Genomic DNA, 26,822 nt, shown 5'->3' with positions numbered 1-26,822 from the left:
GGGGTGCGACGTCGGGTCCTTCGGTCGGGATGTACGTCAGCGGCGCTTGCGCTTCTCGCGCACGCGCTGCGTCAGGTGGATCGGCGAGCCCTCGAACCCGTACTCCTCGCGCAGGCGGCGCTCGATGAACCGCAGGTACTGGTCCTCGAGCTTGCCCGACGTGAACAGGACGAACGTCGGCGGAGCCACACTCGCCTGCGTCCCGAACATCACCTTGGGCTGCTTGCCGCTGCGGACGGGGTGCGGGTGCTCGGCGACCAGGCGACCGAGGAACGCGTTGAGCAGGCCGGTCGGCACACGGGTGTACCAGCCGTCGAGCGCCGTGTTGAGCGCCCGGACGACCCGGTCCACGTGCCAGCCGGTCAGCGCCGTGATGTTGACGCGCGGCGCCCACTGGACCTGGACGAGCTCGCGGGTGATCTCGCGGTCCAGATAGTAGCGACGCTCGTCGTCGACGAGGTCCCACTTGTTGAACGCGATGACTAGCGCGCGCCCGGCCTCCTCGACCTGACGGATGATCCGCAGGTCCTGCTCGGAGATCGACTCGCTGGAGTCGAGGACGACGACGGCGACCTCGGCGCGCTCGATCGCGGTGGTCGTACGGAGGCTCGCGTAGTACTCGTGGCCCGACGCCTCCTTGACGCGCTTGCGGATGCCGGCGGTGTCGATGAACCGCCACACCTCTCCCCCGAGCTCGACGAGCTCGTCGACGGGATCGACGGTCGTGCCGGCGACGCTGTCGACGACGACGCGCTCCGACCCGGCGAGCTTGTTGAGGAGGCTCGACTTGCCCGCGTTGGGCTTGCCGACGAGCGCGATGCGGTGCGGGCCCTCGTCCTCGTCGTCAGTCTCCTGCGGCGCCTCCGGAAGCACGTCGAGGATGATGTCGAGCAGGTCGCCCGCTCCGCGCCCGTGCAGCGCGGAGACCGGGAACGGCTCGCCCAGGCCGAGGTTCCACAGACCCGCGGCCTCCAGCTCGCCGCGCTCGTCGTCGACCTTGTTGGCGACCAGGATGACGGGCTTACCCGAACGCCGCAGGACCTTCACGACCTCCTCGTCGGCGTCGGTGATGCCGACCGTCGCGTCGACGACGAACAGCACCGCGTCGGCGGCGGCCACGGCAACCTCGGCCTGAGCGGCGATGCGCTCGGCCAGGCCCTTCGCGTCCGGGTCCCAGCCGCCGGTGTCGACGACGGTGAACTCGCGGCCGCTCCACTCGGCGTCGTACGAGACACGGTCACGGGTGACGCCCGGCACGTCCTGCACGACGGCCTCGCGGCGGCCGAGGATACGGTTCACCAGCGTCGACTTGCCGACGTTGGGTCGGCCCACGACGGCAAGCACGGGGACGCGCAGCGCGCCCCCTTCGGTGGCAGTTTCGGTCATGAAGTGGTTCCTCCGAGATCGGGTACGGCCTTCGCCGCGAGGCGAACGACCTCGTCGATCACCTCGTCGAGAGTCAGATGGGTCGTGTCGAGCTCGATCGCGTCGTCGGCCTTGGCCAGAGGCGACGTCGTACGCGAGGAGTCGATCGCGTCGCGTCGCTGCAACGAAGCGGCGGTGGCCTCGACGTGCGCGGCCTCCGACTGTCCTTGCTCCGCCGCACGGCGGGCGGCGCGCGCAGCGGTGTCGGCCACGAGGAAGAGCTTGAGCGGCGCATCCGGGGCGACGACCGTCCCGATGTCGCGGCCCTCGATGACGATCCCGTCCGACGCAGCGATGGTCTCGCGCTGGAGGGCGACGAGCCGCTGGCGCACCTCGGGCACGCGGCTCACCTGGCTGACCGCGTCGGTGACCCGCTGGGTGCGGATCGGCCCGGACACGTCCACGCCGTCGGCCGCGATCGTCGGCGCCTGGGGGTCGGTGCCGGAGAGAATGTCGACGTCGGCCGCGGCGGCGGCGACGGCCACCGGGTCCTCGACGTCGACGCCCCGCTCGAGCACCGCCCAGGTCATGGCGCGGTACATCGCCCCGGTGTCCAGGTACGCCAGGCCGAGGCGCGTCGCGACGCCTCGCGCCGTGCTCGACTTGCCCGATCCGGAAGGGCCGTCGAGGGCGATGACTGCTGGGGGCACGGGGCCAACCTTTCTCACAGGGGTACTCGTTGAGCTGTTCTCATCGAGCTGTTCGTCATAGGTGCGTGGTCCATCCGCGCTCGGTGAGCGCGACGGTGAGCTCCTCGGCACGCTCGGAGCGCACCGCGATCTCGGCGACGCCCACCGGGCGGCCGAGGTCGTGGTCGATACGCAGGTCTTCGATGTTCACTCCCGATTCTCCCGTATCACGGAAGAGGCGCCCCAACTCGCCCGGCTGATCGGGCACCTGGACGAACACAGAGGTCAGCGCAGGGGTGAGCTCCTCGCCGTGCTTGCCCGGAATCAGGCGGGTCCCCGCGACTCCCCGGCCGAGCACGTCCTCGATCACGTGGCCCCGCTCGATGCCGTCCAGCAGCTCGTCGAGGTCGTCGCGCACGCCGCGCAGCAGCTCGGCCAGCGGGAGCCTGTTGGCGTGCAGGATCTGGCGCCAGAGCACGGGGTCGCTGGCCGCGATCCGGGTGACGTCACGCAGGCCCTGCCCGGCGAGGGCGAGGTGGTCGGCCGGGCCACCGTGCAGACGCGACGCGGTGAGGACGGACATCACCTGGGGCAGGTGCGAGACCCGCGCGACGGCGAGGTCGTGCTCGTCCGGCGGCATCTCGACCAGCGTGGCGCCCACGACGTGTGCGAGATCACGGACGCGTTCGAGGGCCACCTCCGACGCAGCCGCGTGCGGGGTCACGGCCCACGCCCGGCCCTCGAACAGCGTCTCTGAGGCCGCAGTCGGTCCCGAGCGCTCGCTGCCGGCCATCGGATGGCTCCCGACGTAGCGCTCCAGCCCCTCCGTACCGGCCGACGCGAGCGCCTCGAGGGGCGGGAGCTTGACGCTCCCGACATCGGTGACCACCGCTGCGGGCCACTCCGCCAAGGCGTCCGCGACGACCTCGGCGACGAAGTCCGGCGGCACGGCGACGACGACGAGGGCCACGGACTCCGGCTCGTCCACGGTGCCGGCGCCGAGCATCTGGGCCGTACGGGCGTGGTCGTGCTGGAGGTCGCGCAGGTGCACCGGCACGCCAGCACGCGTCAGCGCGAGGGCGACGGAGGTGCCGACGAGCCCGCACCCCACCACGAGGGCGGGGCCGTCGATCGTACGGGGCTGGGCGTCGGCACTCACAGCCCCACGCTATCCAACAGGACCCCGAGCTCGTCCGACGTGAGCTCTCGGAGGTCGCCCGGCTTCATGCCGCCCAGGTGGATGCCCCCGAAACCGGTACGGGTCAGCCGGACGACGGGGTGGCCGACGGCGTCGAGCATCCTGCGGACGATCCGGTTGCGGCCGAGGTGGATGTCGAGCTCGACGATGCTGCGGTCGGCTGCCATCTGCTTCACGACGAAGCGGTCCACCTGGACAGGCCCGTCGTCGAGCGTGATGCCGTCGCGCAGCGTGCGGCCGAGGCCACGGGCGACCTGGCCCTCCACCTCGGCGACGTAGGTCTTGGTGATCTCGAACGACGGGTGCGCCATCCGGTTGGCGAACTCGCCGTCGTTGGTGAGCAGCAGCAGCCCGCTGGTGTCGGTGTCGAGCCGGCCGACGTGGAAGAGCCGCTCAGGACGGTCGGCCGCGTACGAGGACAGGTCCGGGCGGCCCTGCTCGTCGCTCATCGTCGAGACGACGCCGCGGGGCTTGTTGAGGACCAGATAGACGTGGTCCGACGCGGGCGGGATGCGCTTGCCGTCGACGTGGATCACGTCCGTACGGGGGTCGACCCGGCGCCCCATCTGGGTGACGACCTCGCCGTTGACCGACACCCGGCCGCGCTCCATGAGGATCTCGCAGGCACGCCGCGAACCGACCCCTGCCTGGGCCAGCACCTTCTGCAGACGGATGCCTTCGGGCAACTCGCTCACGCGTCCTCCTCTGTTCCTTGTACGTCCGCCGGTCGAGCCTGTCCAGACCCCTCCACCGGCGCTCCGAGACCCTCCGGGTCGCCCATCTCCTCCATCTCCGGCAGGAACGGCGCCAGGTCGGGCAGCTCGTCGAGGCTGCCCAGCCCCATCCGCTCCAAGAAGTACGGGGTGGTCGCGTACAAGACCGCCCCTGTCTCATTGTCGGCGCCGGCCTCCGCGACCAGACCACGGGTCACGAGCGTGCGCATGACGCCGTCGACGTTGACGCCGCGGATCGCCGACACGCGCGCCCTCGAGATCGGCTGGCGGTAGGCCACCACGGCCATCGTCTCCAGCGCCGCCTGGGTGAGCCGTGCCTGCTGCCCGTCCAGGACGAACCGCTCCACCGCGCCGGCATACGTGTCGCGGGTGGAGAACCGCCAGCCGCCGGCGACCTGCCGCAGCGCGAACCCGCGCTCCTCGTCGTCGTAGGACCGTGCGAGCTCGACGAGCGCGGTCTCGACATCGGCGGGCGGGTGCCCCACTGCCGAGGCGAGCGTGAGGTGGTCGAGCGGCTGGTCGGCCACCATGAGGACCGCCTCCAGCGCAGGGCGCAGCGGGTACGCGGGCGCCTCCGCGCCACTCGGCTCCGTCGCGTCAGTCTCGTCCATCGCCATCCTCACCTGCGGCCTCCTGGGCCGCCTCGTCGTCTTCGTCGAACTCCGTGCTGACCTCGACCTCACCGTCCTCGGATCCCGTCCAGCGGATCGTCAGCTCCCCCAACGGGGTCACCTGGTCGAACGCGACGACCCCCTCACGGAACAGCTCGAGCAGCGAAAGGAAGCGCGCCACCTTCGTGAGCATGTCCGGGGCGTCCGCGACCAGCGTCCGGAACGTCAGCGACGTCCCGCGGCGCAGCCGCTCGACCACCACGACGGCCTGGTCCCGCACGCTGACCTGCGGGGCGTGCAGATGCGCGAGCGACACGAGCGGCGGCACCTTGGGCTGCATCGCCTTCGCGGCGAGCATGGCCAGCTCCTCCGGACCGACGCTGATGAGCACCTCGGGCAGCAGCGTCGCGAACCGCTCCTCCAACGCCACGTCGCGGGGGAACCGCTTCGACTCCTCCTCGAGCCGTTCGCGCATCCGTGCGGCGACCAGCTTGAACGCGCGGTACTGCAGCAGGCGCGCGAACAGCAGGTCACGCGCCTCCAGGAGCGCCAGGTCGTCCTCGTCCTCGACGTCGGCCTGCGGCAGCAGCCGCGCGGCCTTCAGGTCGAGCAGCGTCGACGCGACCAGCAGGAACTCCGTAGTCTGCTCCAGGTCGCCGTCCGGACCCATCGCCTTCAGGTGCGCGATGAACTCGACGGTCACCTTGGACAGTGCGATCTCGGTGATGTCGAGCTTGTGCTTCGCGATCAGCTGCAGGAGCAGATCGAACGGCCCCTCGTACGCGTCGAGGTGGACGACGAACCCTGTCGAGCTCGCCTGCTCGCCGACCTCGGGTCCGCTCACGTGGCCCCGAGTCGTCGGGCGAGCTCGCTGTCGGCGCCGTTCTCGTCGTAGTCGGCCAGCGCCATCGCGAGGGCGACGCGGATCAGCCGGCCCCGGTCGAGGGTCTGGCCGAGGTCGCGGCGCAGCTCGAGGCGCGTGTGCTCGAGGTCGAGCAGCTCGTCCGAGGTCATGTAGACCGTGACCTTGCTGTCGTGCTTCACCCGTCCGCTCGAGCGTCCCGAGGAGGCACCGTCGTCGGTCGACGCGTCGGCCGCGGGAGCAGCCTCCGACGCGGCCTCAGCGGTGGTCGGTCGGAAGAGCTCGTCGGCGCCAGGCAGCTTCACACGCCGGGGCACCGGACGAGCACCTCCCGCGCAAGCTGACGATAGGCATCGGCACCCGGAGAGTCGGAGGCGAACTCGGTGATCGGCTCGCCCGCGACCGTGGCATCGGAGAACTTCACCGTACGCCGGATCACGGTGTGGAAGACCTTGTCGCCCCACCCGTCCACGAGCGTCTGGAGCACCTCACGGCTGTGCAGGGTGCGGCTGTCGTACATCGTGCCGAGCAGACCGATGATCTCGAGATCGAAGTTGGTCCGCTGGCGCACCTTCTCGATGGTCTCCTTGAGCAGGGCGACTCCGCGCAGGGCGAAGTATTCGCACTCCAACGGGATCAGGACGCCGTCGCAGGCGGTCAACGCGTTCACGGCGAGCAGGCCGAGCGACGGCTGGCAGTCGATGAGGATGACGTCGTAGTCGTTGAGCACCGGGCGCAGCATCCGCGCGAGGGTCTGCTCGCGCCCGACCTCGTGGACCAGGTGCATCTCGGCGCCGGACAGGTCGATGCTGGACGGCAGCAGGTGCAGGTTGGCCGTACGGGTCTTGAGGAGGACGTCGGACACCTCGACGTCGTCGTGCATCAGCAGGTGGTAGACCGTCGCGTCGAGATCGTGCGCGGGGAAGCCCAGCCCGACCGTCATCGACGCCTGAGGGTCGAAGTCGACCAACAGCACGCGCCGGCCCGTCTCGGCCAGCGCGGCACCGAGGTTGATCGCCGTGGTGGTCTTGCCGACTCCGCCCTTCTGGTTGCACAGGGCGATGACATAGGCGGGACCTCCGCTCGGGGGGCCCGGCTGGGGGAAGTCAGGTAGGGGGCGGCCGGTCGGCCCGTTCTTGGCGCTGGTCGACGGTCCGAGGTCGCCGAGCAGATCACTGGTGTGGTTCATGCGCACTCGATCCCATGAAGATGGCTGTTTGGACTCTAGCAAGTCGACAAGTCTCCTCCGCCACGCCGCGCGGAGTGTCGGCGTACGCCCCGCAATTTGACGGGTTTCCCACCCTTTGCTGCACCCGATTCGGTGGATAACCCGTCAAATCGCGGGGCGGAAGGTCTCTCGGGGCGGGAGGTCACGCGAGGGCGCGCGGGTGGGCCGTCGCGTACACCTCGCGGAGCTTGTCGATCGTGACCAGCGTGTAGACCTGGGTGGTCGTCACCGACGCGTGCCCGAGCAGCTCCTGCACCACGCGGACGTCGGCGCCACCGTCGAGCAGGTGCGTCGCGAACGAGTGGCGCAGGGTGTGGGGCGACACGTCGACCGCGATCCCGGCCCGCTGAGCCGCCTTCGCCAGCACCGTCCACGCGCTCTGCCGCGACAACCGTCCACCGCGCGAGTTGAGGAACACCGCTCCCCCGTTGTCGCGGGCGCTCACCAGGCTCGGCCGCACGTCAACGAGGTACGACCGAACCGCGTCGACGGCGAACCGTCCCACCGGCACGACGCGCTGCTTGCCGCCCTTGCCGCGCAGCAGCACCTGAGCGGACTCCAGGTCCAGGTCGTCGACGTCGAGCCCGACGGCCTCCGAGATCCGCGCCCCCGTGCCGTACAGCAGCTCGAGCAGCGCGCGGTCACGGGCCGCGAGCCCCGTACCCGCCGATCCCGCCGCGTCGAGGATCGCCTCGACCTCCTCGACAGCGAGTGCCTTGGGCAGCCGGCGTGGCGGTGTGGGCGGCTTGACCTCGGCGGCCACGTCCCGTCCGACGGTGCCCTCGCGCACGGCGAACTTGTGGAACCCGCGCGCCGCGACGAGCGTCCGCGCCGCGCTCGGGGCGGACAGCGGCACATGATCCTCGTCGCCCTCGCGCAGGTGCACGAGGAACTCGGTGACATCTGCCTCCGCGATCTCGTCGACGCCCTCGATGCCGCGGGCGTCGAGGTAGGCGACGTAACGGCGCAGGTCACGCCGGTACGACGTCAGCGTGTTGGCCGCGAGGCCGCGCTCGATCGCGAGGTGGCTGAGGTACTCCTCGACGAGTCGACCGACGGGGGTCCGGTCGTCGTCGGCCACCTAGGCCACGACCTCGTCCGGTGTCACGTACGCCAGACCGTGCGCCTCGGCGACGCCTTCGTTGGTGACCCGCCCGTCGTGCACGTTCAGTCCGGCACGGAGGGCGGGATCGGCCCGCAGCGCGTCGCGCCAGCCGGCGTCCGCCAGCGCGAGCACGTACGGGAGGGTCACGTTGGTGAGCGCGTACGTGGAGGTGTGCGGGACGGCGCCGGGCATGTTGGCCACGCAGTAGAACACCGACTGCTCAACCACGAACGTCGGCTCGACGTGCGTGGTGGGACGCGAGTCTTCGAAGCAGCCGCCTTGGTCGATCGCGATGTCGACGAGCACGCTGCCCGGGCGCATCGCGGCGACCATCTCGTGGGTGACCAGACAGGGGGCCTTGGCTCCGGGCACCAGCACGGCCCCGATGACGAGGTCGGCGTCGGCGATCGCGCCCTCGACCTGGTAGCGGTTGGACGCCACGGTCTGCATACGACCACCGAACTCGATGTCGAGCTGGCGCAGGCGTGCCACATTGATGTCGAGCAGCGAGACCCGCGCGCCCATCCCGAGAGCGACAGCGGCCGCGTTGCGTCCGGAGACGCCGCCGCCGAGGACGACCACGTCGGCGGGGTGCACCCCGGGCACACCGCCCATGAGCACACCGCGACCCTCCGGCGCCAGGAGGTGGTACGCGCCGACCTGCGCCGAGAGCTTGCCGGCAACCTCGCTCATCGGCGCCAGCAGCGGCAGCGCGCCGTCGGCGGTCTGCACGGTCTCGTACGCGATCGCGGTCGTGCCCGACTCCACCAGCGCGTCGGTGCACTCACGCGACGCGGCGAGGTGGAGGTAGGTGAAGAGCACCTGGTCACGTCGCAGCCGTGCGTACTCCTCGGGGATCGGCTCCTTGACCTTGAGCACCAGGTCGGCGGCTGCCCAGACGTCGTCGGCACCGGGCAGGATGTCGGCCCCGGCACGGACGTACTCGTCGTCGGGGATCGACGAGCCTTCCCCCGCACCGGCCTCGATCAGCACCTCGTGCCCGGCCTCCCGCAGCTCGCGCACCCCGGCGGGGGTGATCGCGACGCGGTACTCGTGGACCTTGACCTCGCGTGGGACACCGACCTTCATCGTGCTCTCCTCCCCGGGCCGCCCGTCATGACACAGCCGATCCTAGGCGTCGGCACCCCTGTGTGCCCTCGCGTGGCACGCGAGGAGTCCGGCGACCGCGAGCGCGTTGGTGATCCGGCCGTCGAGCACGGCCGCGACCGCGTCCTCCAGCCGAACCCACACTGCCGTCATGTCGGCCTCTTCGTCGAGCCGTTCCGTACGGGCGTCGTCCGAGACCGCCTCCAGCCCGCGCGCCCAGAAGACCTCGACGCGCTCGTCGGTGAAGCCCGGCGACGAGCGCAGCGTCACCAGCGGCTCCCACGACGAGGCGACCAGGTCGGTCTCCTCGGCGAGCTCACGGACCGCTGCCTCACGCGGCGCCTCGCCCGCCACGTCGAGCAGGCCCGCCGGGAGCTCGACCAGGCGGTGGCGTACGGGATGGCGGTACTGCTCAAGGAGCAGCACCCGCCCCTGGTCGTCCGTCACGACGATGCCGACGGCGTCGTCGTGGCGCACCGTGGTGCGGTGGACGGCACCACCCTCGGGCGTCTCGACCTCGTCGAGGACCACGTCCACGAACGACGACGCGAACGGGGTCTCGCTCGCGCGGACCGGCCACGACTCGGCACGGTCGCCGAGCCGCTCGCCCGCACTCAGCAGGAGGCCGGGCAGGTCCGGGTGAGGGGCCCTGCCCGGGCCCGCTGCCGCCGTGCTCACGCGTGGGTCTCAGCCGGACGGCGCCGCAGCCCCGACTCGTCGACGGGCAGCCGCATCTCGCGCTGGCGGTCGATCGCCGCCGCGACGAGCCCCGCGAACAACGGGTGCGGACGGGTCGGGCGCGACCGCAGCTCGGGGTGGGCCTGAGTGCCGACGTAGTACGGATGCTCCTCGCGCGGCAGCTCGACGAACTCGACGAGGTGGTTGTCGGGCGAGACACCGGAGAACTGCAGCCCGGCCTTCTCGAGCGCGTCGCGGTAGCCGTTGTTGACCTCGTAGCGGTGCCGGTGCCGCTCAGAGACCTCGGTCGCCGCGTACGCCTCGGAGACCACCGAGCCTGGCGTCAGCCGCGCCGCGTACAGACCGAGGCGCATCGTGCCGCCGAGGTCGCCGGCGCCCTCGACGAAGGCCTCCTGCTCCGCCATCGTGGCGATGACCGGTTGATCGGTCGCCGGGTCGAACTCGGTCGAGCTCGCATCAGGGATGCCGGCGCGCTGGCGGGCGTACTCGATGACCATGCACTGCAGGCCGAGACACAGACCCAGCGTCGGAACCTTGTGCTCGCGTGCCCAGGTCAGCGCGCCGAGCTTGCCCTCGATGCCGCGGATGCCGAAGCCGCCGGGCACGCAGATCGCGTCGACGTCGCCGAGCCACTGCTGGGCGCCGGCCGGAGTGCTGCACTCGTCTGACGGCACCCACTTCACGCGGACCTTTGCCTCGTGCTGGAAGCCGCCTGCACGCAGCGCCTCAACGACCGACAGGTAGGCGTCCGGGAGGTCGACGTACTTGCCGACGAGCGCGACCGTGACCTCCTCCTCGGGCTCGTGGACGCGGCGCAGCAGCTGGTCCCACTGGGTCCAGTCGACGTCACGGAACGGCAGGTCGAGGCGCCGGACGACGTACGCGTCGAGGCCCTCGGCGTGCAGCACCTTGGGGATGTCGTAGATCGACGGCGCGTCGGCCGCCGTGACGACCGCTTCGGCGTCGACGTCGCACATCAGCGAGATCTTGCGCTTGACGTTGGCCGGGATCTCACGGTCGGAGCGGCAGACGATCGCATCGGGCTGGATGCCGATGGAGCGCAGCGCGGCGACCGAGTGCTGGGTCGGCTTGGTCTTGAGCTCACCCGACGGACCGATGTACGGCACGAGCGAGACGTGGAGGAAGAAGCAGTTGTCGCGTCCGATCTCGTGGCGGACCTGCCGTGCGGACTCGAGGAACGGCTGCGACTCGATGTCGCCGACCGTGCCGCCGATCTCGTGGATCACGACGTCGACGTGCGGACCGCCCATCGAGAGCATGCGGTCCTTGATCTCGTTGGTGATGTGCGGGATCACCTGGACCGTGTCGCCGAGGTAGTCGCCGCGCCGCTCGCGCGCGATGACCTCGGAATAGACCTGGCCGGTGGTCACGTTGGCGCGACCGACGAGGTCCTCGTCGAGGAAGCGCTCGTAGTGACCGATGTCGAGGTCGGTCTCCGCGCCGTCGTTGGTGACGAACACCTCGCCGTGCTGGAACGGGTTCATCGTGCCCGGGTCCACGTTGAGGTAGGGGTCGAGCTTCTGCATCGTGACCCGCATGCCGCGGGACTTGAGCAGCCGGCCGAGACTGGAGGCCGTGAGCCCCTTGCCCAGGGAAGAAGCTACGCCGCCGGTGACGAAGACGTGCTTGGTGGGCACCGAGTTTGCCAAGAGAACTCCCGTGATCGTGTGGGCGGTCATTGGAACGCTGCGCGCCTGACGACTGCACCTCTGGAGGAAGCAGCCCGACCAGTGCACACGCTCACGGAATTCCACCCTACCAACTCCCGCCAGCGCCGAGGGAAGCCACGCGCACGACGACGCGCCGCTGTGGTGACCTGCGGCGCACCCGGTCGTACGGTCACGCGACCGGCGGGAGCGGGCCACCGTCGGCGCCGGCGGTGCCGAAGTGGCCGACGGTGCCGGCGGCCTCGCGCTGCAGGGCGAGGACCGTCGCCACGTCCCCGAACGGGACGCCCACGATGTCGACGGTGGAGACGGAGTCGGCGGCGACGCCGTCTCGTACGGCCTCGACCGCTCCCCCGCGGACACCAGACCCGACCGGTCCGGCGACGAGCGTGCCTGTCCCGGCCGTGTCCAGCCCGGCGGCGAGCGTCGTGAGCAGCTCGCCGCGGCCCGACGAGAAGGCCTCGCTCGATCCGGCCACGATCACGGCGAGCTGCGCGCGGTGGGTCGGCATGGGGTCGGAGACGAGCAGGTCGCCCTCAACGAACGCCGACACGATGGTCTGGGCATGCGCGTCAGGGGGCGACGTCTGCGTCGCCGACAGGCCTCGACCGAGCGCAGTGGCGACCAGCTCGTAGTTGGCCAGCCCCTTGGCCTCGGTGTCAGGGACGCCCTTCAGCGCCTGCTGGGCGATGCCGCTGGCGAACTGCCGGTCGGCCGGGTCGAGGAGGCGGTCGGTCAGCGCCACCGTCCCCACGACAGAGCCGCCGGCCGCACGGAGCGCGGCGCCCACGGCGTCGACCGAGCTCTTCGGCACGCCGGGGAGGGTGACGACGACGACGGACTTGCCGGTGAGACGGCCGGCGACGGGCGTGGTGCCGAGCGACCCGCGGTATGCATCGGCGACCTTGCGAGCGGCGGTGTCCTCAGGAGTCGCCCTCGGTGCGGGACGATCCGCCGCAGCAGGCTCCGGCTCCGCGCCGGCGAGCACACCGGTTCCGAGGGCGATGCCGCCGGCCAGAGCGATGACGAGGGAGGCGCCGACGACGACGAGCGAGCGGATCGGCATCAGCCTCGGATCTCCTGAACGGTGGAGGTGATCTGGTCGCGGGCTGATTCGAACCACTCCGCCCCGACTGCTGTCGTCGCGAGCGCCGCGCCCAGCGCGACCATGGCGACGAAGAGGACGAGGAGCACCTGGAAGAGCGTGAACCGCGGCCGGTGCAGCCCGACCATCGCCCGCGCGTCGACGAGCTTCGCGCCCAGGCGCAGCCGGGTGAGATAGCGCGTCGCGCCGCCGGAGCGCGCGGAGTCGAGGAACTCGTCGAGGCTGCCGAAGCCGCCCACCGTCACGACCACCCGCGCACCGCGCGCGTCGGACAGCAGCAGCGCTGCCTCCTCCGAGCCGCTCGTGCCGGGGAACTCCACCGCCGTCCGCTGGAGGCGCTCCAGGCGCTCCTCGGTCTCGAGGTGGCGGCGGGACTCGGTCACGACGACCTCTCCCGCGGCGCGCAGCGTACGGTCGCTCATCTGCGACATGTCGCCGACCACGACCGCAGGGTCGTAGCCCGCGGTGACCAGGGCATCCGCGCCGGAGTCGACACCGATCAGCACCGGTTTGCGTTCCTTGAGGTAGCGCTTCATCGTCTTGAGCTCGCTCGCCGCCTGCGGGCCGGGAAGCACGACGACGACCTCGCGGCCATCCAGGGACGTTGCGAGCTCGGGGACACCGACGCCCTCGAGCAGGAGGGCGTGCTCGCGACGCAAGTACTCGCCGCTGTTGGCCGCCAGCGTCTCGAGCTGCACGGACATCCCCGTACGGCCTCGGCTCAGCATCTGCTCAACGAGCTCGTCGTCGAGCAGCGTGCCCTCGGCGAGGACGTCCTCTCCCCGTACGAGCGTGGCGCCGTCGAGACCGACCTTGTCGCCGTCCTTGACGCGTGTGAACAGATCGGTGCCGACGGCATCGAGCAGCGGCACCCCCGCACCGACCAGGACCTGAGGCCCGAGGTTCGGGTAGCGGCCGGTGCTCGTCGGCACGACGTTGACCACGGCGACGGCACCACGCGAACGCAGTGCCTCGGCGGTCGTACGGTCGAGGTCCGGCAGGTCGACGACGGCGACGTCGCCGACGCGGACGCGCCGCACGTCACGTGCGCTGCGCACGAGGCGTGCGGGCCCCGTGACGTCGAGCTCGGTGTCAGGGGCCGTCCGGCGAAGGTTCAGCAGGCTCACCGTCGTCATGCTGCCACCGCGGGCTCCACGAACCCTGCAGGATGCGCCCCGGGCGTGTCCGACCCCGCTCAGCGCAACGCGCGGTCCTCGGCGGCGAGGTCGACGAGCTCGCGAGCGTGCGCCTCAGCGGTCGCAGAGCCCTCGAGCCCGGCCAGCATCCGCGAGAGCTCGGCCACTCGCTCGTCGTCATCGAGGAGCGCGACCCCGCTGGTGGTCACGGTGCCGTCGTCGGACTTCAGCACGTGGTAGTGCCGGTCGCCGAACGCCGCGACCTGCGGGAGGTGCGTGACGACGAGGACCTGGGCGTTAGCGGCGAGTCGGGCCAGCCGCCGTCCGACCTCGATCGCCGCCTTGCCACCGATGCCGGCGTCGACCTCGTCGAAGACGAACGTGGGGACGCTCGCCTTGTCGGCGAGCACGACCTCGAGGGCGAGCATCACCCGCGAGAGCTCGCCGCCGCTGGCCCCCTTGGCGAGGGGTCGAGGCGCGGCGCCAGCGTTGGCCGCCAGCAGCAGCTCGACGTCGTCGACACCGTCCGGGCCCAGGTCGGACGGCTCAGGGGTCTCGGGGGTACGGACCTCCACCGCGATCCGCGCGTGCGGCATCGCGAGCGCCTCCAGCTCAGAACCGACCGCGGCGGCGAGCCGTCCCGCGGCGTCGCGGCGCCGCTCGCTGATCTCGGCGGCCCGGGCGAGGAGCTCGCCCTCGAGCGCGACGACCTCGTCGCGCAGCGCCGCGATCCGCTCGTCGTCGCCCCGGAGCGCCTTGGTCCGCTCCCGCGCGTCCTCGGCCCACCGCAGCACGTCGTCCAGCCCCGGACCGTACTTGCGGGTCAGCCCCGCCAGCGCCGCTCGCCGCTCCGAGACCGCAGCGAGGCGGGCCGGGTCGACCTCGACACCGTCGGAGTACGACGCGAGCTCGGCCGCGACGTCGCTGACCGTGAAGCGCACCTCCTCCAGGCGACGTGCCTGGACGTCGAGTGCCGGGTCGTGCTCACGGACCCCGTCGAGGAGCGCACCGGCCCGGCCGAGCAGGTCGAGGACGTCGGCGTCGTCGTCGACCTCCGACAGCAGCGTGTGCGCCTGTGCGGCGGCCACCACCAGAGACTCCGCGTGCGCGAGGCGACCCTCCTCGATACGCAGGGCCTCGTCCTCGCCCTCCTCCGGCGCCACCCCGGCGATCTCGTCCAGACCGAACAGGAGGACGTCGAGCTCGCGCAGCCGCTCCTGGCTGGCAGCGACGAGCTCCTCGTGCGTACGCCGGGCCTCTTGCAGCCGCGCGTACGCCGGCGCGTACTCCGCGAGCATCGCCGCGACGTCGCCGAACCGGTCCAGCGCCTCGCGCTGCGCGCCCGTACGGAGCAGACGGTGCTGGTCCGACTGGCCGTGCACGGCGACGAGCTGCTCGCTGACCCGCGCGAGCACGCCGGCCGGAACCGAAGAACCCCCGAGGTAGGCCCGTGACCGCCCGTCGCGGCCGATGGTGCGGGCCACCACGAGCTCGTCGCCCTCCAGCTCGGCGGGCGTCTCGGCGAGCACCGCGAGGACCGGCGCGAGACCACCGACATCGACGGTCGCCTCGACACGGAGCCGGTCGGCGCCGTGGCGGACGAGCCCCGCGTCGGCACGGGCACCTCTCAGCAGGCCCAACGCCGTCACGACCATCGTCTTGCCGGCACCGGTCTCGCCGGTGATCACCGTGAGGCCGGGGCCCAAGGACAGCTCAGCGTCGGCGATGACGCCGAGCGAGGACAGTCGGATCTCCTGCCACACGGGCTATGCCTCCTCGGTGCGCCGAAGGGCCGCAGCGCCTCGCCAGCCGCTGACGGGCAGGTCGAACTTGCGGACGAGCCGGTCGGTGAAGGGGGCCTGGTGCAGCCGGGCGAGCCGGATGGACTTCTCACCCTGCCTGACCTCGACACGGGCGCCCGGCGGCAGCTCGTACGTCCGCCTGCCGTCGCACCAGAGCACCCCGGACGCCGGCGCCTCGGGGATCACCTGGATCGCCAGGAGCGACGTCGGAGAGACGACCATCGGGCGGGCGAAGAGGGCGTGGGCGCTGATGGGGACCATCAGCAGCGCCTCAACCTCGGGCCAGACGACCGGGCCGCCGGCGCTGAAGTTGTAGGCCGTGGAGCCTGTCGGGGTCGCACAGACGACGCCGTCGCAGCCCCAGCGAGAGACGGGGCGGTCGTCGATCGCGACGATGACCTCGAGCATCCGCTCGCGGGAGGCCTTCTCGACGGTGGCCTCGTTGAGCGCCCAGCTGCGCGCAACCTCGCGATCGTCGACGAAGACCCGCGCGTCGACGGTCATCCGCTCTTCGACCGTGTAGTCACGGGCCACGACGCGTCGCACCGTGTAGTCGAGGTCGTCGACGTCCGCCTCGGCGAGGAACCCCACGTGGCCGAGGTTGACCCCGACGAGCGGCGTGCCGCACTCGCGGACGAGCTCGGCCGCCCGCAGGATCGTCCCGTCGCCGCCGAAGACCACGGCCAGCTCGCAGTCACGCCCGGCGTCGACCGTCACGGGCACGACCTCGGCGTCCGGAAGCCCCCAGCGCTCCAGCGCCGCGGCGTCCTCGTTGACGACCCTGACCGCGATCCCCTCGGCGACCATCGCCTGAGCGAACTCCGCGGCGACCTTGTTGGCCTCTTCGCGCCCCGTGTGAGCGAGGATCAGCACGCGCCGCGTGCCGGGCATCGAGGATTCGGTGCTCATCGCTGCTCCCCTCCACTCGGCCGGCCCAGCGGTCCCGCGTCCACCGCAGCGCGCACCTCGTCCTCGGTGACTGCAGCGGCGTCGCGCCGGAACCACCCAAAGTACTCGACGTTGCCGGTCGGGCCGGGCAACGGGCTCGCCGCCACCGCGCGGGTCCCCCAGCCCGTCGCCGCAGCGGCAGCGCAGACCCCGAGGACGGCGTCGACGTGAAGATCCGGGTCACGCACCACGCCCTTCTTGCCGACGCGATCCTTTCCCACCTCGAACTGCGGCTTGACCATCAGCACCATGTCGCCGTCGTCCACGCAGACGCGGGCGAGGGCAGGCATCACGAGCGTCAACGAGATGAAGGACAGGTCGGACACGATGAGATCGACGAGACCGCCGAGCGCCTCGGGCTCGAGGTCACGGACATTCGTCCGGTCGTGGACGTCGACGCGAGGATCCTGCTGAAGCGCCCACACGAGCTGGCCGTAGCCGACGTCGACCGCGACGACCTCGCGTACGCCACGCCGCAGCAGGACGTCGGTGAACCCGCCGGTGGACGCGCCCGCATCGAGGCACCGACGACCCTCGACCGTCAGGCCGAGCGGCTCGAAGGCCTCGAGGGCCCCGAGGAGCTTGTACGCCCCACGAGACGCATAGCCGGGGTCGCTCCGCGCGTCGCGGACCACGATCGCCTGGTCCGTGGTCACCTGGGTCGCGGCCTTGCCCGCCCGCGCGCCTGCCACGGACACGCGCCCCTGCGCGATCAGGTCGCTGGCCTGCTCGCGCGACCGGGCAAGTCCGCGGCGGACGAGCTCGGCATCGAGGCGCAGGCGCCTGCTCACGGGGCCTCGGGCCGTGGGGGCGTGGGGCCAGGCGGCGTCGGCGGGCGAGGACCGGGGGCCTGGCCCGCGGTCTGCAGCACCTCACGCAGCTTGGCGTGGACCGCCTCGTACACCTCGAGGTGCGACTCGACGGGCAGGTCGGCCAGCCGCTCGAGGTCGCTCAGCACGGCGTCGACCCGTGGGTCGCGTGCAGGCTCGTCGTGGTCTGCGGCTCCGCCTTCGGTCATCGCGTGCTCCTTCGTGTCGGCCTGTCGATCATCGCACTCCCCACTGACCGAGCGCGTCACGCACGTCGGAGACGTCGAGTCGGTCGAACGTCTCGCCCCCGACCTCGTCTCGGTGGTGCCATGCCAGGGCCACCGCCGCTCGAAGGAGGTCGACGGCGGCCTGTGCATCCTCCGGCGCGGCGGAGCCGTCGACGACGAGACGACCCTCGTGCCACAGGACAGCGGAGCCTCCGCACCGCGCCGCCTCGAGACCGTCGACCGTGACGGCGCGCTGAAGCAGTGCCAGCCCACGGAGGTCGGGTGCGAGGAACGTCGGCCGCGCGTACGCCGTGGCCGCGACGACTGTGTCGAGGTCGCACACGCCGGTGAAGACGAGGAGGCTGTCGCCGCCGACGTTGTTGGCGCCCTCGATGTCGGTGTCGAGCCGGTCGCCGACCACGAGCGGGTGCTCGCCCCCGACACGAAGGACGGTCTCGTCGAAGAGCGGCGCGTACGGCTTGCCGGCGACCTCCGGGACGCGGCCCGAGGCCGTCGCGACGGCGGCGACGAGCGTCCCGTTGCCGGGCGCCATACCGCGCGCGGTCGGGATCGACCCGTCCATGTTGCTGACGATCCAGGGGATGCCGCTCGCCGCCGCATACGCCCCCTCGGCGAGCTGCGCCCAGTCGAGCTCGGGTGAGAACCCCTGGACGACGGCTGCCGGCGCGTCCTCGGCGCTGCTCACCGGTACGAGACCGTGCTCCTGGAGAGCCTCGACGAGCCCCGCCCCTCCGACCACCAGCACCCGAGAGCCTCGAGGAACGGCGTCGGCGACCAGTCGCCCGGCTGCCTGAGCCGACGTCACGACGCTGTCGTCGTCCGTCGGCATCGCGAGTCCGCGCAGCTTCGCGACGACGTCGGACGGCGTACGAGAGGCGTTGTTCGTCACGTACGCCAGCCGCATCCCGGCATCCGCGGCCTCGGCGAGCGCGTCAGCAGCATGGTCGACGGCGTCCTCGCCGCGGTAGACGACCCCGTCGAGGTCGAGCATCGCCACGTCGTACGCCTCGCGCAGCGCGGTGTCGCACGCCGCCAGGGTGTGGACGGCGCGTCGGCGAGGATCAGGGGGATTCGTGTGGTCAGACATCGCCGACCAGCGTAGGCCCCGCAGCACTGGCCTACGATGCACCGGTGGACAACGGCGTGATCCGCCCTTTCAGGGCTGTGGGTTTCCGGGGCGGCGACGAGGTCGTCTCGTCCCGCACCTATGTGCCCGGCGTCAGCTGGTCCCACCTCCCGGCGGAGCTGCCGGCGCACCACGTTCTCCGACTTCTCGAACCCGCCTTCCGCGACAACGACCCCCAGACAGCAGCGCGGACGGCGGAGGCTTGGCTCGCCGACGGAGTCCTCGGCGAAGATCCCGAGCCGGCGATCTACGCCTCCCGCACCGTCGAGGACGGCCGCGAGGCGCTTGGGGTCATGGCACTGGTCGACCTCGAGTCCGGACGGCTGCGTCCCCACGAGGACGTAATCGCCGCGTACGCGATCAGGCAGGCGCGCCTCGCGGAGGCGACCCGCGCCCAGTGGGAGCCGATCACGGCGTACACGACCGACGCGCCGGTCGCACCGCTGCTCGACACGGTGGTGTCCCGTTCCGCCGACCACACGGCGCATGCCCCCGGGCGCAGCGACGAGGTCTGGGCGGTCTCCGACCCCTCGATCACCGCCGCGCTCGCCGCGCGCCTCGCTGAGCAGTCGCTCGTGATCGCCGACGGCCACCACCGGTACGCGGCCTGGCGGACGTCGCCCGAGCGTGCAGGGCGCTTCGCGCTCACCCTCGTCCTCGACCGGCCGTCGGTGAGCGTCGGACCGATCCACCGGGTCGTCTCCGACATGGATCTCGACGAGGCGCTCAAGGGGCTCCCGCTGCCCGTCGTCGAGCTCGCAGACGCCGATGCGGCCGAAGGATTCGTCTCGGTCGGAGAGTCGCGATGCGTCCTGACGGACGGTCGTCGTTTCCTCGGCGTGGATGCGTACGAGTGCGCGCCGCGCTGGGTCGAGGACGTCTTCACGCCGCACCACGGTCTCGAGTCCGACGCGGTCGCTTATGACCCGGACCTCCGTGGCGCCGCCAGAGCAGCTGAGGAGGCCGGCGGTGTCGCTCTGCTTCTCGCCACCCCGACGCTCGCCACGGTCACCCGCGCCGCGACGTCGGGGCGGCTGCTCCCCCACAAGTCCTCGTGGTTCCGCCCGAAGCCCCGCGTGGGCATGGTCATGCGTCGCTGGGACTGAGCACCAGCTCGTCTTCTGCGGGACCCGCGAAAGATGCCGGGAGGGAACGCAAAAATGACCGTAGGCCGTCACCATTGGTGACGGCCTACGGCCTAAATATTGTCCGGCGGCGTCCTACTCTCCCACACAGTCTCCCGTGCAGTACCATCGGCGCTGAAGGGCTTAACTTCCGGGTTCGGAATGTTGCCGGGTGTTTCCCCTTCGCCATGGCCGCCGTAACCCTACAGGATTACACAACCAACAACTCTGTTCTGTTGTTGTAATGGGTTGTGATCCCAGAACCTCACAGTGGACGCATAATGTCTTTGTAAATGTGTGTAGACAAGCCCTCGGCCTATTAGTACCGGTCAGCTGCACGCATTGCTACGCTTACACTTCCGGCCTATCAACCCAGTGGTCTACTGGGGGCCTTAACCCACGAAGGGTGGGAAACCTCATCTTGAAACGTGCTTCCCGCTTAGATGCTTTCAGCGGTTATCACTCCCGAACGTAGCTAATCAGCAGTGCTCTTGGCAGAACAACTGACACACCAGAGGTTCGTCCATCCCGGTCCTCTCGTACTAGGGACAGCCTTTCTCAAGTTTCCTACGCGCGCGGCGGATAGGGACCGAACTGTCTCACGACGTTCTAAACCCAGCTCGCGTGCCGCTTTAATGGGCGAACAGCCCAACCCTTGGGACCTGCTCCAGCCCCAGGATGCGACGAGCCGACATCGAGGTGCCAAACCATCCCGTCGATATGGACTCTTGGGGAAGATCAGCCTGTTATCCCCGGGGTACCTTTTATCCGTTGAGCGACGCCGCTTCCACATGCCAGCGCCGGGTCACTAGTCCCGACTTTCGTCCCTGCTCCACCCGTCGGTGTCACAGTCAAGCTCCCTTGTGCACTTACACTCAACACCTGATTGCCAACCAGGCTGAGGGAACCTTTGGGCGCCTCCGTTACATTTTAGGAGGCAACCGCCCCAGTTAAACTACCCACCAGGCACTGTCCCTGATCCGGATCACGGACCTAAGTTAGATATCTAGTACGACCAGAGTGGTATTTCAACATTGACTCCACAACCACTGGCGTGGCCGCTTCACAGTCTCCCACCTATCCTACACAAGTCGAACCAAACACCAATACCAAGCTGTAGTGAAGGTCCCGGGGTCTTTCCGTCCTGCCGCGCGTAACGAGCATCTTTACTCGTAGTGCAATTTCGCCGAGCTCGTGGTTGAGACAGCGCCCAAGTCGTTACTCCATTCGTGCAGGTCGGAACTTACCCGACAAGGAATTTCGCTACCTTAGGATGGTTATAGTTACCACCGCCGTTTACTGGGGCTTAAGTTCAGTGCTTCGCCTTACGGCTAACACGTCCCCTTAACCTTCCAGCACCGGGCAGGAGTCAGTCCGTATACATCGAATTACTTCTTCGCACGGACCTGTGTTTTTAGTAAACAGTCGCTTGGGCCTGGTCTCTGCGGCCCTCATCGCTTCCCACCGCAAGGGTGTTCACGAATCAGGCCCCCCTTCTCCCGAAGTTACGGGGGCATTTTGCCGAGTTCCTTAACCACGATTCACTCGATCGCCTTGGTATTCTCTACCTGACCACCTGTGTCGGTTTGGGGTACGGGCGGCTCTGGTACTCGCTAGAGGCTTTTCTCGACAGCATAGGATCACTCACTTCGCCAAAACGGCTCGGCATCAGATCTCAGGCACATGACAGACGGATTTACCTATCTGTCGCCCTACGTCCTTACACGCGGACAACCATCGCCGCGATGAGCTACCTTCCTGCGTCACCCCATCACTTGCCTACTACCAGTTCGGGTCACACGCTCACCAAGACACGCCACCCCGAAGGGTGATCAAGCTCAGCTCGGGTGCTTAGCATCACTGATTCAGCATGGGCGCACCAACGCCGGTACGGGAATATCAACCCGTTGTCCATCGACTACGCCTGTCGGCCTCGCCTTAGGTCCCGACTTACCCAGGGCAGATTAGCTTGACCCTGGAACCCTTGGTCATTCGGCGGAAGAGTTTCTCACTCCTCATTCGCTACTCATGCCTGCATTCTCACTCGTGTGGCATCCACGGCTGGGTCACCCCGCCGCTTCACACGCCACACGACGCTCCCCTACCCATCCACACACCTGGACCCACAAGGGGCCGAGTACACGTATGAATGCCATAGCTTCGGCGGATTGCTTGAGCCCCGCTAAATTGTCGGCGCAGAATCACTTGACCAGTGAGCTATTACGCACTCTTTCAAGGATGGCTGCTTCTAAGCCAACCTCCTGGTTGTCTGTGCGACTCCACATCCTTTTCCACTTAGCAATCGCTTAGGGGCCTTAGCTGATGGTCTGGGCTGTTTCCCTCTCGACTACGGAGCTTATCCCCCGCAGTCTCACTGCCGCTCTCTCACTTGCCGGCATTCGGAGTTTGGCTGATTTCGGTAAGCTTGTAGGCCCCCTAGATCATCCAGTGCTCTACCTCCGGCAAGAAACAAACGACGCTGCACCTAAATGCATTTCGGGGAGAACCAGCTATCACGGAGTTTGATTGGCCTTTCACCCCTATCCACAGGTCATCCCCTCAGTTTTTAACCTAAGTGGGTTCGGTCCTCCACGCGGTCTTACCCGCGCTTCAACCTGCCCATGGATAGATCACTCCGCTTCGGGTCTAGAGCACGCGACTCAACGCCCTATTCGGACTCGCTTTCGCTACGGCTACCCCCCAACGGGTTAACCTCGCCACGTACCACTAACTCGCAGGCTCATTCTTCAAAAGGCACGCCGTCACAACCCACAAGGGATCGCTCCGACGGATTGTAGGCACATGGTTTCAGGTACTATTTCACTCCCCTCCCGGGGTACTTTTCACCTTTCCCTCACGGTACTTGTCCGCTATCGGTCATCGAGGAGTATTTAGGCTTAACGGGTGGTCCCGCCAAATTCACGCGCAATTCCAGGAGTCACGCGTTACTCGGGATAACACAAAAGAAGACTCAGACTTACGCCTACAGGGGTCTCACCCTCTACGCCGGACCATTCCAGGCCCTTCGACTTCACCTGAGTTTTATCACTTCTCGCCAGCTCGGCAGAACCAGCAATGCGCTCCCACGACCCCGCACGGACAACAACTGCCGTCTCTCACATCCGCACGGTTTAGCCTCATCCGCTTTCGCTCGCCACTACTCACGGAATCACTGTTGTTTTCTCTTCCTGTGGGTACTGAGATGTTTCACTTCCCCACGTTCCCTCCGAACGCCCTATGTGTTCAGGCGCCGGTGACCAGACATAACTCTGGCCGGGTTTCCCCATTCGGACACCCCCGGATCACAGCTCGGTTGTCAGCTCCCCAGGGCTTATCGCAGACTCCTACGTCCTTCATCGGCTCTCGATGCCAAGGCATCCACCATGTGCCCTTAGTAGCTTGCAAATTACACACACTACAAAGACACTCGCGTCCACTGTGAAGTTCTCAAACCACAACCCGCAACCACCCGAACCACAACCCACAGGTCATGACCGGCCTGGCCGGAACCAAGACAACAGCACCCCCGACCCCCCAACCGGGAGACCGAAGGCGCCTGATGCCTCAGGACCCAACAGCGTGCCCAACCACCAGACCAGACCCACACAACCCTCCACACCGAACCCCCCGAAAGAGGCACAGCAGTACTAGCTGCACAAGCCCAACCCAACGATTGAATAATCGACGTTCCACTATCTGAGCACCCGGCCACCACGACATTCGCGTGATCAAGCCAGGAACACACCACCACCACAAACCAGTTGCGACAGTGATGAGCAATGCTCCTTAGAAAGGAGGTGATCCAGCCGCACCTTCCGGTACGGCTACCTTGTTACGACTTCGTCCCAATCGCCAGCCCCACCTTCGACAGCTCCCTCCCACAAGGGGTTAGGCCACCGGCTTCGGGTGTTGCCGACTTTCATGACGTGACGGGCGGTGTGTACAAGGCCCGGGAACGTATTCACCGCAGCGTTGCTGATCTGCGATTACTAGCGACTCCGACTTCATGGGGTCGAGTTGCAGACCCCAATCCGAACTGAGACCGGCTTTTTGGGATTCGCTCCACTTTGCAGTTTCGCAGCCCTTTGTACCGGCCATTGTAGCATGCTTGAAGCCCTGGACATAAGGGGCATGATGACTTGACGTCATCCCCACCTTCCTCCGAGTTGACCCCGGCAGTCTCCTATGAGTCCCCACCATTACGTGCTGGCAACATAGGACAAGGGTTGCGCTCGTTGCGGGACTTAACCCAACATCTCACGACACGAGCTGACGACAGCCATGCACCACCTGTACACCAGTGTCCAAAGAGACCCACATCTCTGCAGGCTTCTGGTGTATGTCAAACCCAGGTAAGGTTCTTCGCGTTGCATCGAATTAATCAGCATGCTCCGCCGCTTGTGCGGGCCCCCGTCAATTCCTTTGAGTTTTAGCCTTGCGGCCGTACTCCCCAGGCGGGGCGCTTAATGCGTTAGCTGCGGCACGGAACCCGTGGAATGGATCCCACACCTAGCGCCCAACGTTTACGGCATGGACTACCAGGGTATCTAATCCTGTTCGCTCCCCATGCTTTCGCTCCTCAGCGTCAGAACAGGCCCAGAGAACCGCCTTCGCCACCGGTGTTCCTCCTGATATCTGCGCATTCCACCGCTACACCAGGAATTCCGTTCTCCCCTGCCTGCCTCTAGTCTGCCCGTATCGGAAGCACGAATGGGGTTAAGCCCCAAGTTTTCACTCCCGACGTGACAAACCGCCTACGAGCCCTTTACGCCCAATAATTCCGGACAACGCTCGGACCCTACGTATTACCGCGGCTGCTGGCACGTAGTTGGCCGGTCCTTCTTCTGTAGGTACCGTCACTCTCGCTTCGTCCCTACTGAAAGAGGTTTACAACCCGAAGGCCGTCATCCCTCACGCGGCGTTGCTGGATCAGGCTTTCGCCCATTGTCCAATATTCCCCACTGCTGCCTCCCGTAGGAGTCTGGGCCGTGTCTCAGTCCCAGTGTGGCCGGTCACCCTCTCAGGCCGGCTACCCGTCGTCGCCTTGGTAGGCCATCACCCCACCAACAAGCTGATAGGCCGCGAGCTCATCCTCCACCGAAAAACTTTCCACCACCCACCATGCGGAAGGAGGTCATATCCGGTATTAGCCACCGTTTCCAGCGGTTATCCCAGAGTGAAGGGCAGATTACTCACGTGTTACTCACCCGTTCGCCGCTCGTGTACCCCGAAGGGCCTTACCGCTCGACTTGCATGTGTTAAGCACGCCGCCAGCGTTCGTCCTGAGCCAGGATCAAACTCTCCGTCGAAAACCCAACCAAAGGCTAGGCAACAACTTCCGTTATGACCCGGACTAACTATTTGCTGACAAATAATTGTCACGGAATCAACCCCAAACACTCACCCCTCCGAAGAGAAGCAAAAGTCCGAGGCCTTACTACTGATTATCTCGTCGACTTTTGGCACACTGTTGAGTTCTCAAACATCAGACACACAAAACCCTCAACCCCCACGGGCATCAGATCAAGGCGCGACCCCCAAACCTACCAGAACTTCGCGCAGCGGCCAAGATGGCCACCGTTCGGTGGTCTCAGAGAGAGGGGGTGTCGATCCGGGGTCCGCAGGCCCGGCCTCTCGGCCTTGCCCGCCGCCGTCCCCGGCAACAAGAAGAACATTACGCGGAGGAAAACCGTTGGTCAAACCGGGGGGCTGTGTCGTGGCTCACAACGACTGTCTTTGCAGGTCAGAGCCCCTTTTCTCCTCGAAAGTCCAGGGCCCGGCGTCGCGGCGCGACACCGAGCCCTGCGGACCTCTCGGACAAGTTCGGACAGACCGGTCAGGCCCTCTCGACCTCGGCGCCCGCGATCGACTTCTTGCCCTTGCGGAGGACCACCAGACCACCCTGCAGCTCGGCGTCGTCGAGGGTCTGCTCGGGATCCTCGACCCGGGCGTTGTTGACGTACGCGCCGCCCTCCTTGACGGCACGGCGCGCGGCCGACTTGCTGTCGACGAGGCCGGCGTCGACGAACGCGTCCACGACGGTCGTGCCGGGCGGGACGGACACCAGCCCCGCCTCGACCAGAGCAGCGCGCAAGGTCGCCACAGGGAGATCGACCAGCTCGGCACGTCCGAACAGCGCCGCCGAAGCCTGCTCAGCGGCGCGTACCTCGTCCTGCCCGTGCACCATCGCCGTCACCTCGGCTGCCAGGCGGCGCTGCGCGATCCGCAGCCCCGGCTTCTCGGCCGACTCCACGGCGATCGCGGCGATCTCGTCGAGGTCGAGGAAGGTGAACTGCTTGAGGTACTCGATGACCTTCGAGTCCTCCGCCTGGATCCAGGTCTGGTAAAACGCGTACGGCGAGAGCATCTCGGGGTCGAGCCAGAGCGCTCCCCCGGTCGACTTGCCGAACTTCGTCCCGTCGGCCTTGGTGATCAGCGGGGTCGACAGGGCGTGGACCTTCGCTCCCTCCGCACGCCGTACCAGCTCGACGCCCGCGGTGATGTTGCCCCACTGGTCGCTGCCGCCGGTCTGCAGCGAGGTGCCGTACCGGCGGTAGAGCGCGAGGTAGTCCATCGACTGCAGCAGCACGTAGCTGAACTCGGTGTAGCTGATCCCTGACTCCAGCCGACTCGCCACCACCTGCCTGTCGAGCATCCGGTTGACGGGGAAGTGCTTGCCGATGTCACGCAGGAAGTCGATGACGTTGACGTCCTGCGTCCAGTCGAGGTTGTTGACCACGAGGGCCGCGTTGTCGCCCTCGAACGAGACGTACTGCTCGACCTGCGCCCGGATCCGTTCGACCCAGTCGGCGACGGTCTCTCGGCTGTTCATGGTCCGCTCCCCCACGTCCCGCGGGTCACCGATCAGACCTGTGGAGCCGCCGACGAGGATCAGCGGGCGGTGTCCGGCCAGCTGGAGCCTGCGCGCGGTGAGCAGCTGCAGCAGGTTGCCCATGTGCAGGCTCGGTGCCGTCGGGTCGAACCCCACGTAGAAGGTGAGCGGCCCCGCCGACAGATCGGCGCGCAGGGCGTCACGGTCCGTCGAGTGCGCGATGAGTCCGCGCGCCTCGAGGTCGTCCAGGACGTGGGTGGTCACGGTGTGTCTCCTCTGTCGGGATCGCGGCCAGGCAAGGGCCGATCCCTGCAAGTCTGCCGCACCGCGCACGTCACCTGACGAGCAAGAGCGCCCCGGCCGGCAGTCCTGCCGGCCGGGACGCCGATCGATCGTGCTCCTCCCG

21 protein-coding genes and 3 rRNA genes are annotated in these 26,822 nt (G+C 68.2%); 1 reads left to right on the top strand and 23 read right to left on the bottom strand.

The window, feature by feature from the left end; translation table 11 throughout:
* Positions 1–36 precede the first annotated feature (36 nt).
* The 19 genes from der to H4N58_RS09390 all read right to left on the bottom strand — a co-directional run bounded on the left by der (position 37) and on the right by H4N58_RS09390 (position 18,421).
* Positions 37–1,386: a ribosome biogenesis GTPase Der gene (gene der, locus H4N58_RS09480; RefSeq protein WP_167002463.1), complete on the bottom strand. Its 1,350-nt coding sequence runs from the start codon at positions 1,384–1,386 to the stop codon at positions 37–39.
* Entirely contained in the window at positions 1,383–2,075 is a 693-nt protein-coding gene (gene cmk, locus H4N58_RS09475; RefSeq protein WP_167251101.1) for a (d)CMP kinase, read from the bottom strand. The genes der and cmk overlap by 4 nt, the downstream gene beginning before the upstream one ends.
* Before the next feature lie 55 nt (positions 2,076–2,130).
* Entirely contained in the window at positions 2,131–3,213 is a 1,083-nt protein-coding gene (locus tag H4N58_RS09470) for a prephenate dehydrogenase (RefSeq protein WP_167002459.1), read from the bottom strand.
* The gene (locus tag H4N58_RS09465) at positions 3,210–3,947 is read right to left on the bottom strand and encodes a pseudouridine synthase (RefSeq protein WP_167002457.1); all 738 of its coding nucleotides are present in this window, start codon (positions 3,945–3,947) and stop codon (positions 3,210–3,212) included. The genes H4N58_RS09470 and H4N58_RS09465 overlap by 4 nt, the downstream gene beginning before the upstream one ends.
* A complete protein-coding gene (scpB, locus tag H4N58_RS09460; RefSeq protein WP_167002455.1) occupies positions 3,944–4,597 on the bottom strand; it encodes an SMC-Scp complex subunit ScpB in 654 nt (217 codons plus the stop codon). Before scpB ends, H4N58_RS09465 begins: the two co-directional genes overlap by 4 nt.
* Positions 4,584–5,441, bottom strand: coding sequence for a ScpA family protein (locus H4N58_RS09455; protein ID WP_167251103.1), 858 nt, complete (start codon positions 5,439–5,441; stop codon positions 4,584–4,586). Before H4N58_RS09455 ends, scpB begins: the two co-directional genes overlap by 14 nt.
* Positions 5,438–5,776 carry a hypothetical protein gene (locus H4N58_RS09450; RefSeq protein ID WP_167002451.1) on the bottom strand — a complete coding sequence of 113 codons (339 nt, stop codon included), beginning with the start codon at positions 5,774–5,776 and terminating at the stop codon, positions 5,438–5,440. Before H4N58_RS09450 ends, H4N58_RS09455 begins: the two co-directional genes overlap by 4 nt.
* Positions 5,761–6,648, bottom strand: coding sequence for a ParA family protein (locus H4N58_RS09445; protein WP_167002449.1), 888 nt, complete (start codon positions 6,646–6,648; stop codon positions 5,761–5,763). The genes H4N58_RS09450 and H4N58_RS09445 overlap by 16 nt, the downstream gene beginning before the upstream one ends.
* Before the next feature lie 181 nt (positions 6,649–6,829).
* The gene (gene xerD / locus H4N58_RS09440) at positions 6,830–7,768 is read right to left on the bottom strand and encodes a site-specific tyrosine recombinase XerD (RefSeq protein WP_167251105.1); all 939 of its coding nucleotides are present in this window, start codon (positions 7,766–7,768) and stop codon (positions 6,830–6,832) included.
* Complete coding sequence (ald, locus tag H4N58_RS09435; RefSeq protein ID WP_167251107.1) at positions 7,769–8,881, bottom strand: alanine dehydrogenase; 1,113 nt, start codon at positions 8,879–8,881, stop codon at positions 7,769–7,771. It lies immediately after the preceding gene.
* A gap of 42 nt (positions 8,882–8,923) precedes the next feature.
* Positions 8,924–9,577, bottom strand: coding sequence for an NUDIX hydrolase (locus tag H4N58_RS09430; protein ID WP_208322313.1), 654 nt, complete (start codon positions 9,575–9,577; stop codon positions 8,924–8,926).
* On the bottom strand, positions 9,574–11,298 hold the full coding sequence (locus H4N58_RS09425; protein ID WP_167002443.1) for a CTP synthase: 1,725 nt from the start codon (positions 11,296–11,298) through the stop codon (positions 9,574–9,576). The genes H4N58_RS09430 and H4N58_RS09425 overlap by 4 nt, the downstream gene beginning before the upstream one ends.
* A gap of 160 nt (positions 11,299–11,458) precedes the next feature.
* Positions 11,459–12,352, bottom strand: coding sequence for a copper transporter (locus tag H4N58_RS09420; protein ID WP_167251109.1), 894 nt, complete (start codon positions 12,350–12,352; stop codon positions 11,459–11,461).
* Positions 12,352–13,518, bottom strand: coding sequence for a putative cytokinetic ring protein SteA (steA, locus tag H4N58_RS09415; RefSeq protein ID WP_167251111.1), 1,167 nt, complete (start codon positions 13,516–13,518; stop codon positions 12,352–12,354). Before steA ends, H4N58_RS09420 begins: the two co-directional genes overlap by 1 nt.
* 68 nt (positions 13,519–13,586) lie before the next feature.
* Entirely contained in the window at positions 13,587–15,290 is a 1,704-nt protein-coding gene (gene recN / locus H4N58_RS09410) for a DNA repair protein RecN (RefSeq protein WP_182397167.1), read from the bottom strand.
* 3 nt (positions 15,291–15,293) lie between these two features.
* On the bottom strand, positions 15,294–16,238 hold the full coding sequence (locus H4N58_RS09405) for an NAD kinase (protein WP_167002435.1): 945 nt from the start codon (positions 16,236–16,238) through the stop codon (positions 15,294–15,296).
* A complete protein-coding gene (locus H4N58_RS09400; protein WP_167251113.1) occupies positions 16,235–17,068 on the bottom strand; it encodes a TlyA family RNA methyltransferase in 834 nt (277 codons plus the stop codon). The genes H4N58_RS09405 and H4N58_RS09400 overlap by 4 nt, the downstream gene beginning before the upstream one ends.
* On the bottom strand, positions 17,065–17,295 hold the full coding sequence (locus tag H4N58_RS09395; protein WP_167002431.1) for a hypothetical protein: 231 nt from the start codon (positions 17,293–17,295) through the stop codon (positions 17,065–17,067). Before H4N58_RS09395 ends, H4N58_RS09400 begins: the two co-directional genes overlap by 4 nt.
* Positions 17,296–17,323: 28 nt before the next feature.
* Entirely contained in the window at positions 17,324–18,421 is a 1,098-nt protein-coding gene (locus tag H4N58_RS09390; RefSeq protein ID WP_167251115.1) for an HAD-IIA family hydrolase, read from the bottom strand.
* A 44-nt stretch (positions 18,422–18,465) separates the two neighbouring features.
* Here H4N58_RS09390 and H4N58_RS09385 point away from each other — a divergent pair, with 44 nt between their 5' ends.
* Positions 18,466–19,566 (top strand): DUF1015 family protein, encoded by a 1,101-nt coding sequence (locus H4N58_RS09385; protein WP_167251117.1) that lies wholly within the window; start codon positions 18,466–18,468, stop codon positions 19,564–19,566.
* A gap of 101 nt (positions 19,567–19,667) precedes the next feature.
* On the opposite strand, the gene rrf is transcribed toward H4N58_RS09385, so the two are convergent.
* The 4 genes from rrf to tyrS all read right to left on the bottom strand — a co-directional run bounded on the left by rrf (position 19,668) and on the right by tyrS (position 26,680).
* Positions 19,668–19,784 (bottom strand): 5S ribosomal RNA (gene rrf, locus H4N58_RS09380).
* A gap of 99 nt (positions 19,785–19,883) precedes the next feature.
* Positions 19,884–22,989 (bottom strand): 23S ribosomal RNA (locus tag H4N58_RS09375).
* A gap of 385 nt (positions 22,990–23,374) precedes the next feature.
* Positions 23,375–24,893 (bottom strand): 16S ribosomal RNA (locus tag H4N58_RS09370).
* Together the 16S, 23S and 5S rRNA genes form the textbook arrangement of a ribosomal RNA operon.
* 527 nt (positions 24,894–25,420) lie before the next feature.
* Positions 25,421–26,680: a tyrosine--tRNA ligase gene (tyrS, locus tag H4N58_RS09365; RefSeq protein ID WP_167251766.1), complete on the bottom strand. Its 1,260-nt coding sequence runs from the start codon at positions 26,678–26,680 to the stop codon at positions 25,421–25,423.
* Between the last annotated feature and the right edge of the window lie 142 nt (positions 26,681–26,822).

The sequence above is a fragment of the Mumia sp. ZJ1417 genome (assembly GCF_014127285.1).
Classification (GTDB): Bacteria; Actinomycetota; Actinomycetes; order Propionibacteriales; family Nocardioidaceae; genus Mumia.
This window is presented reverse-complemented; position numbering and strand designations above follow the sequence as displayed.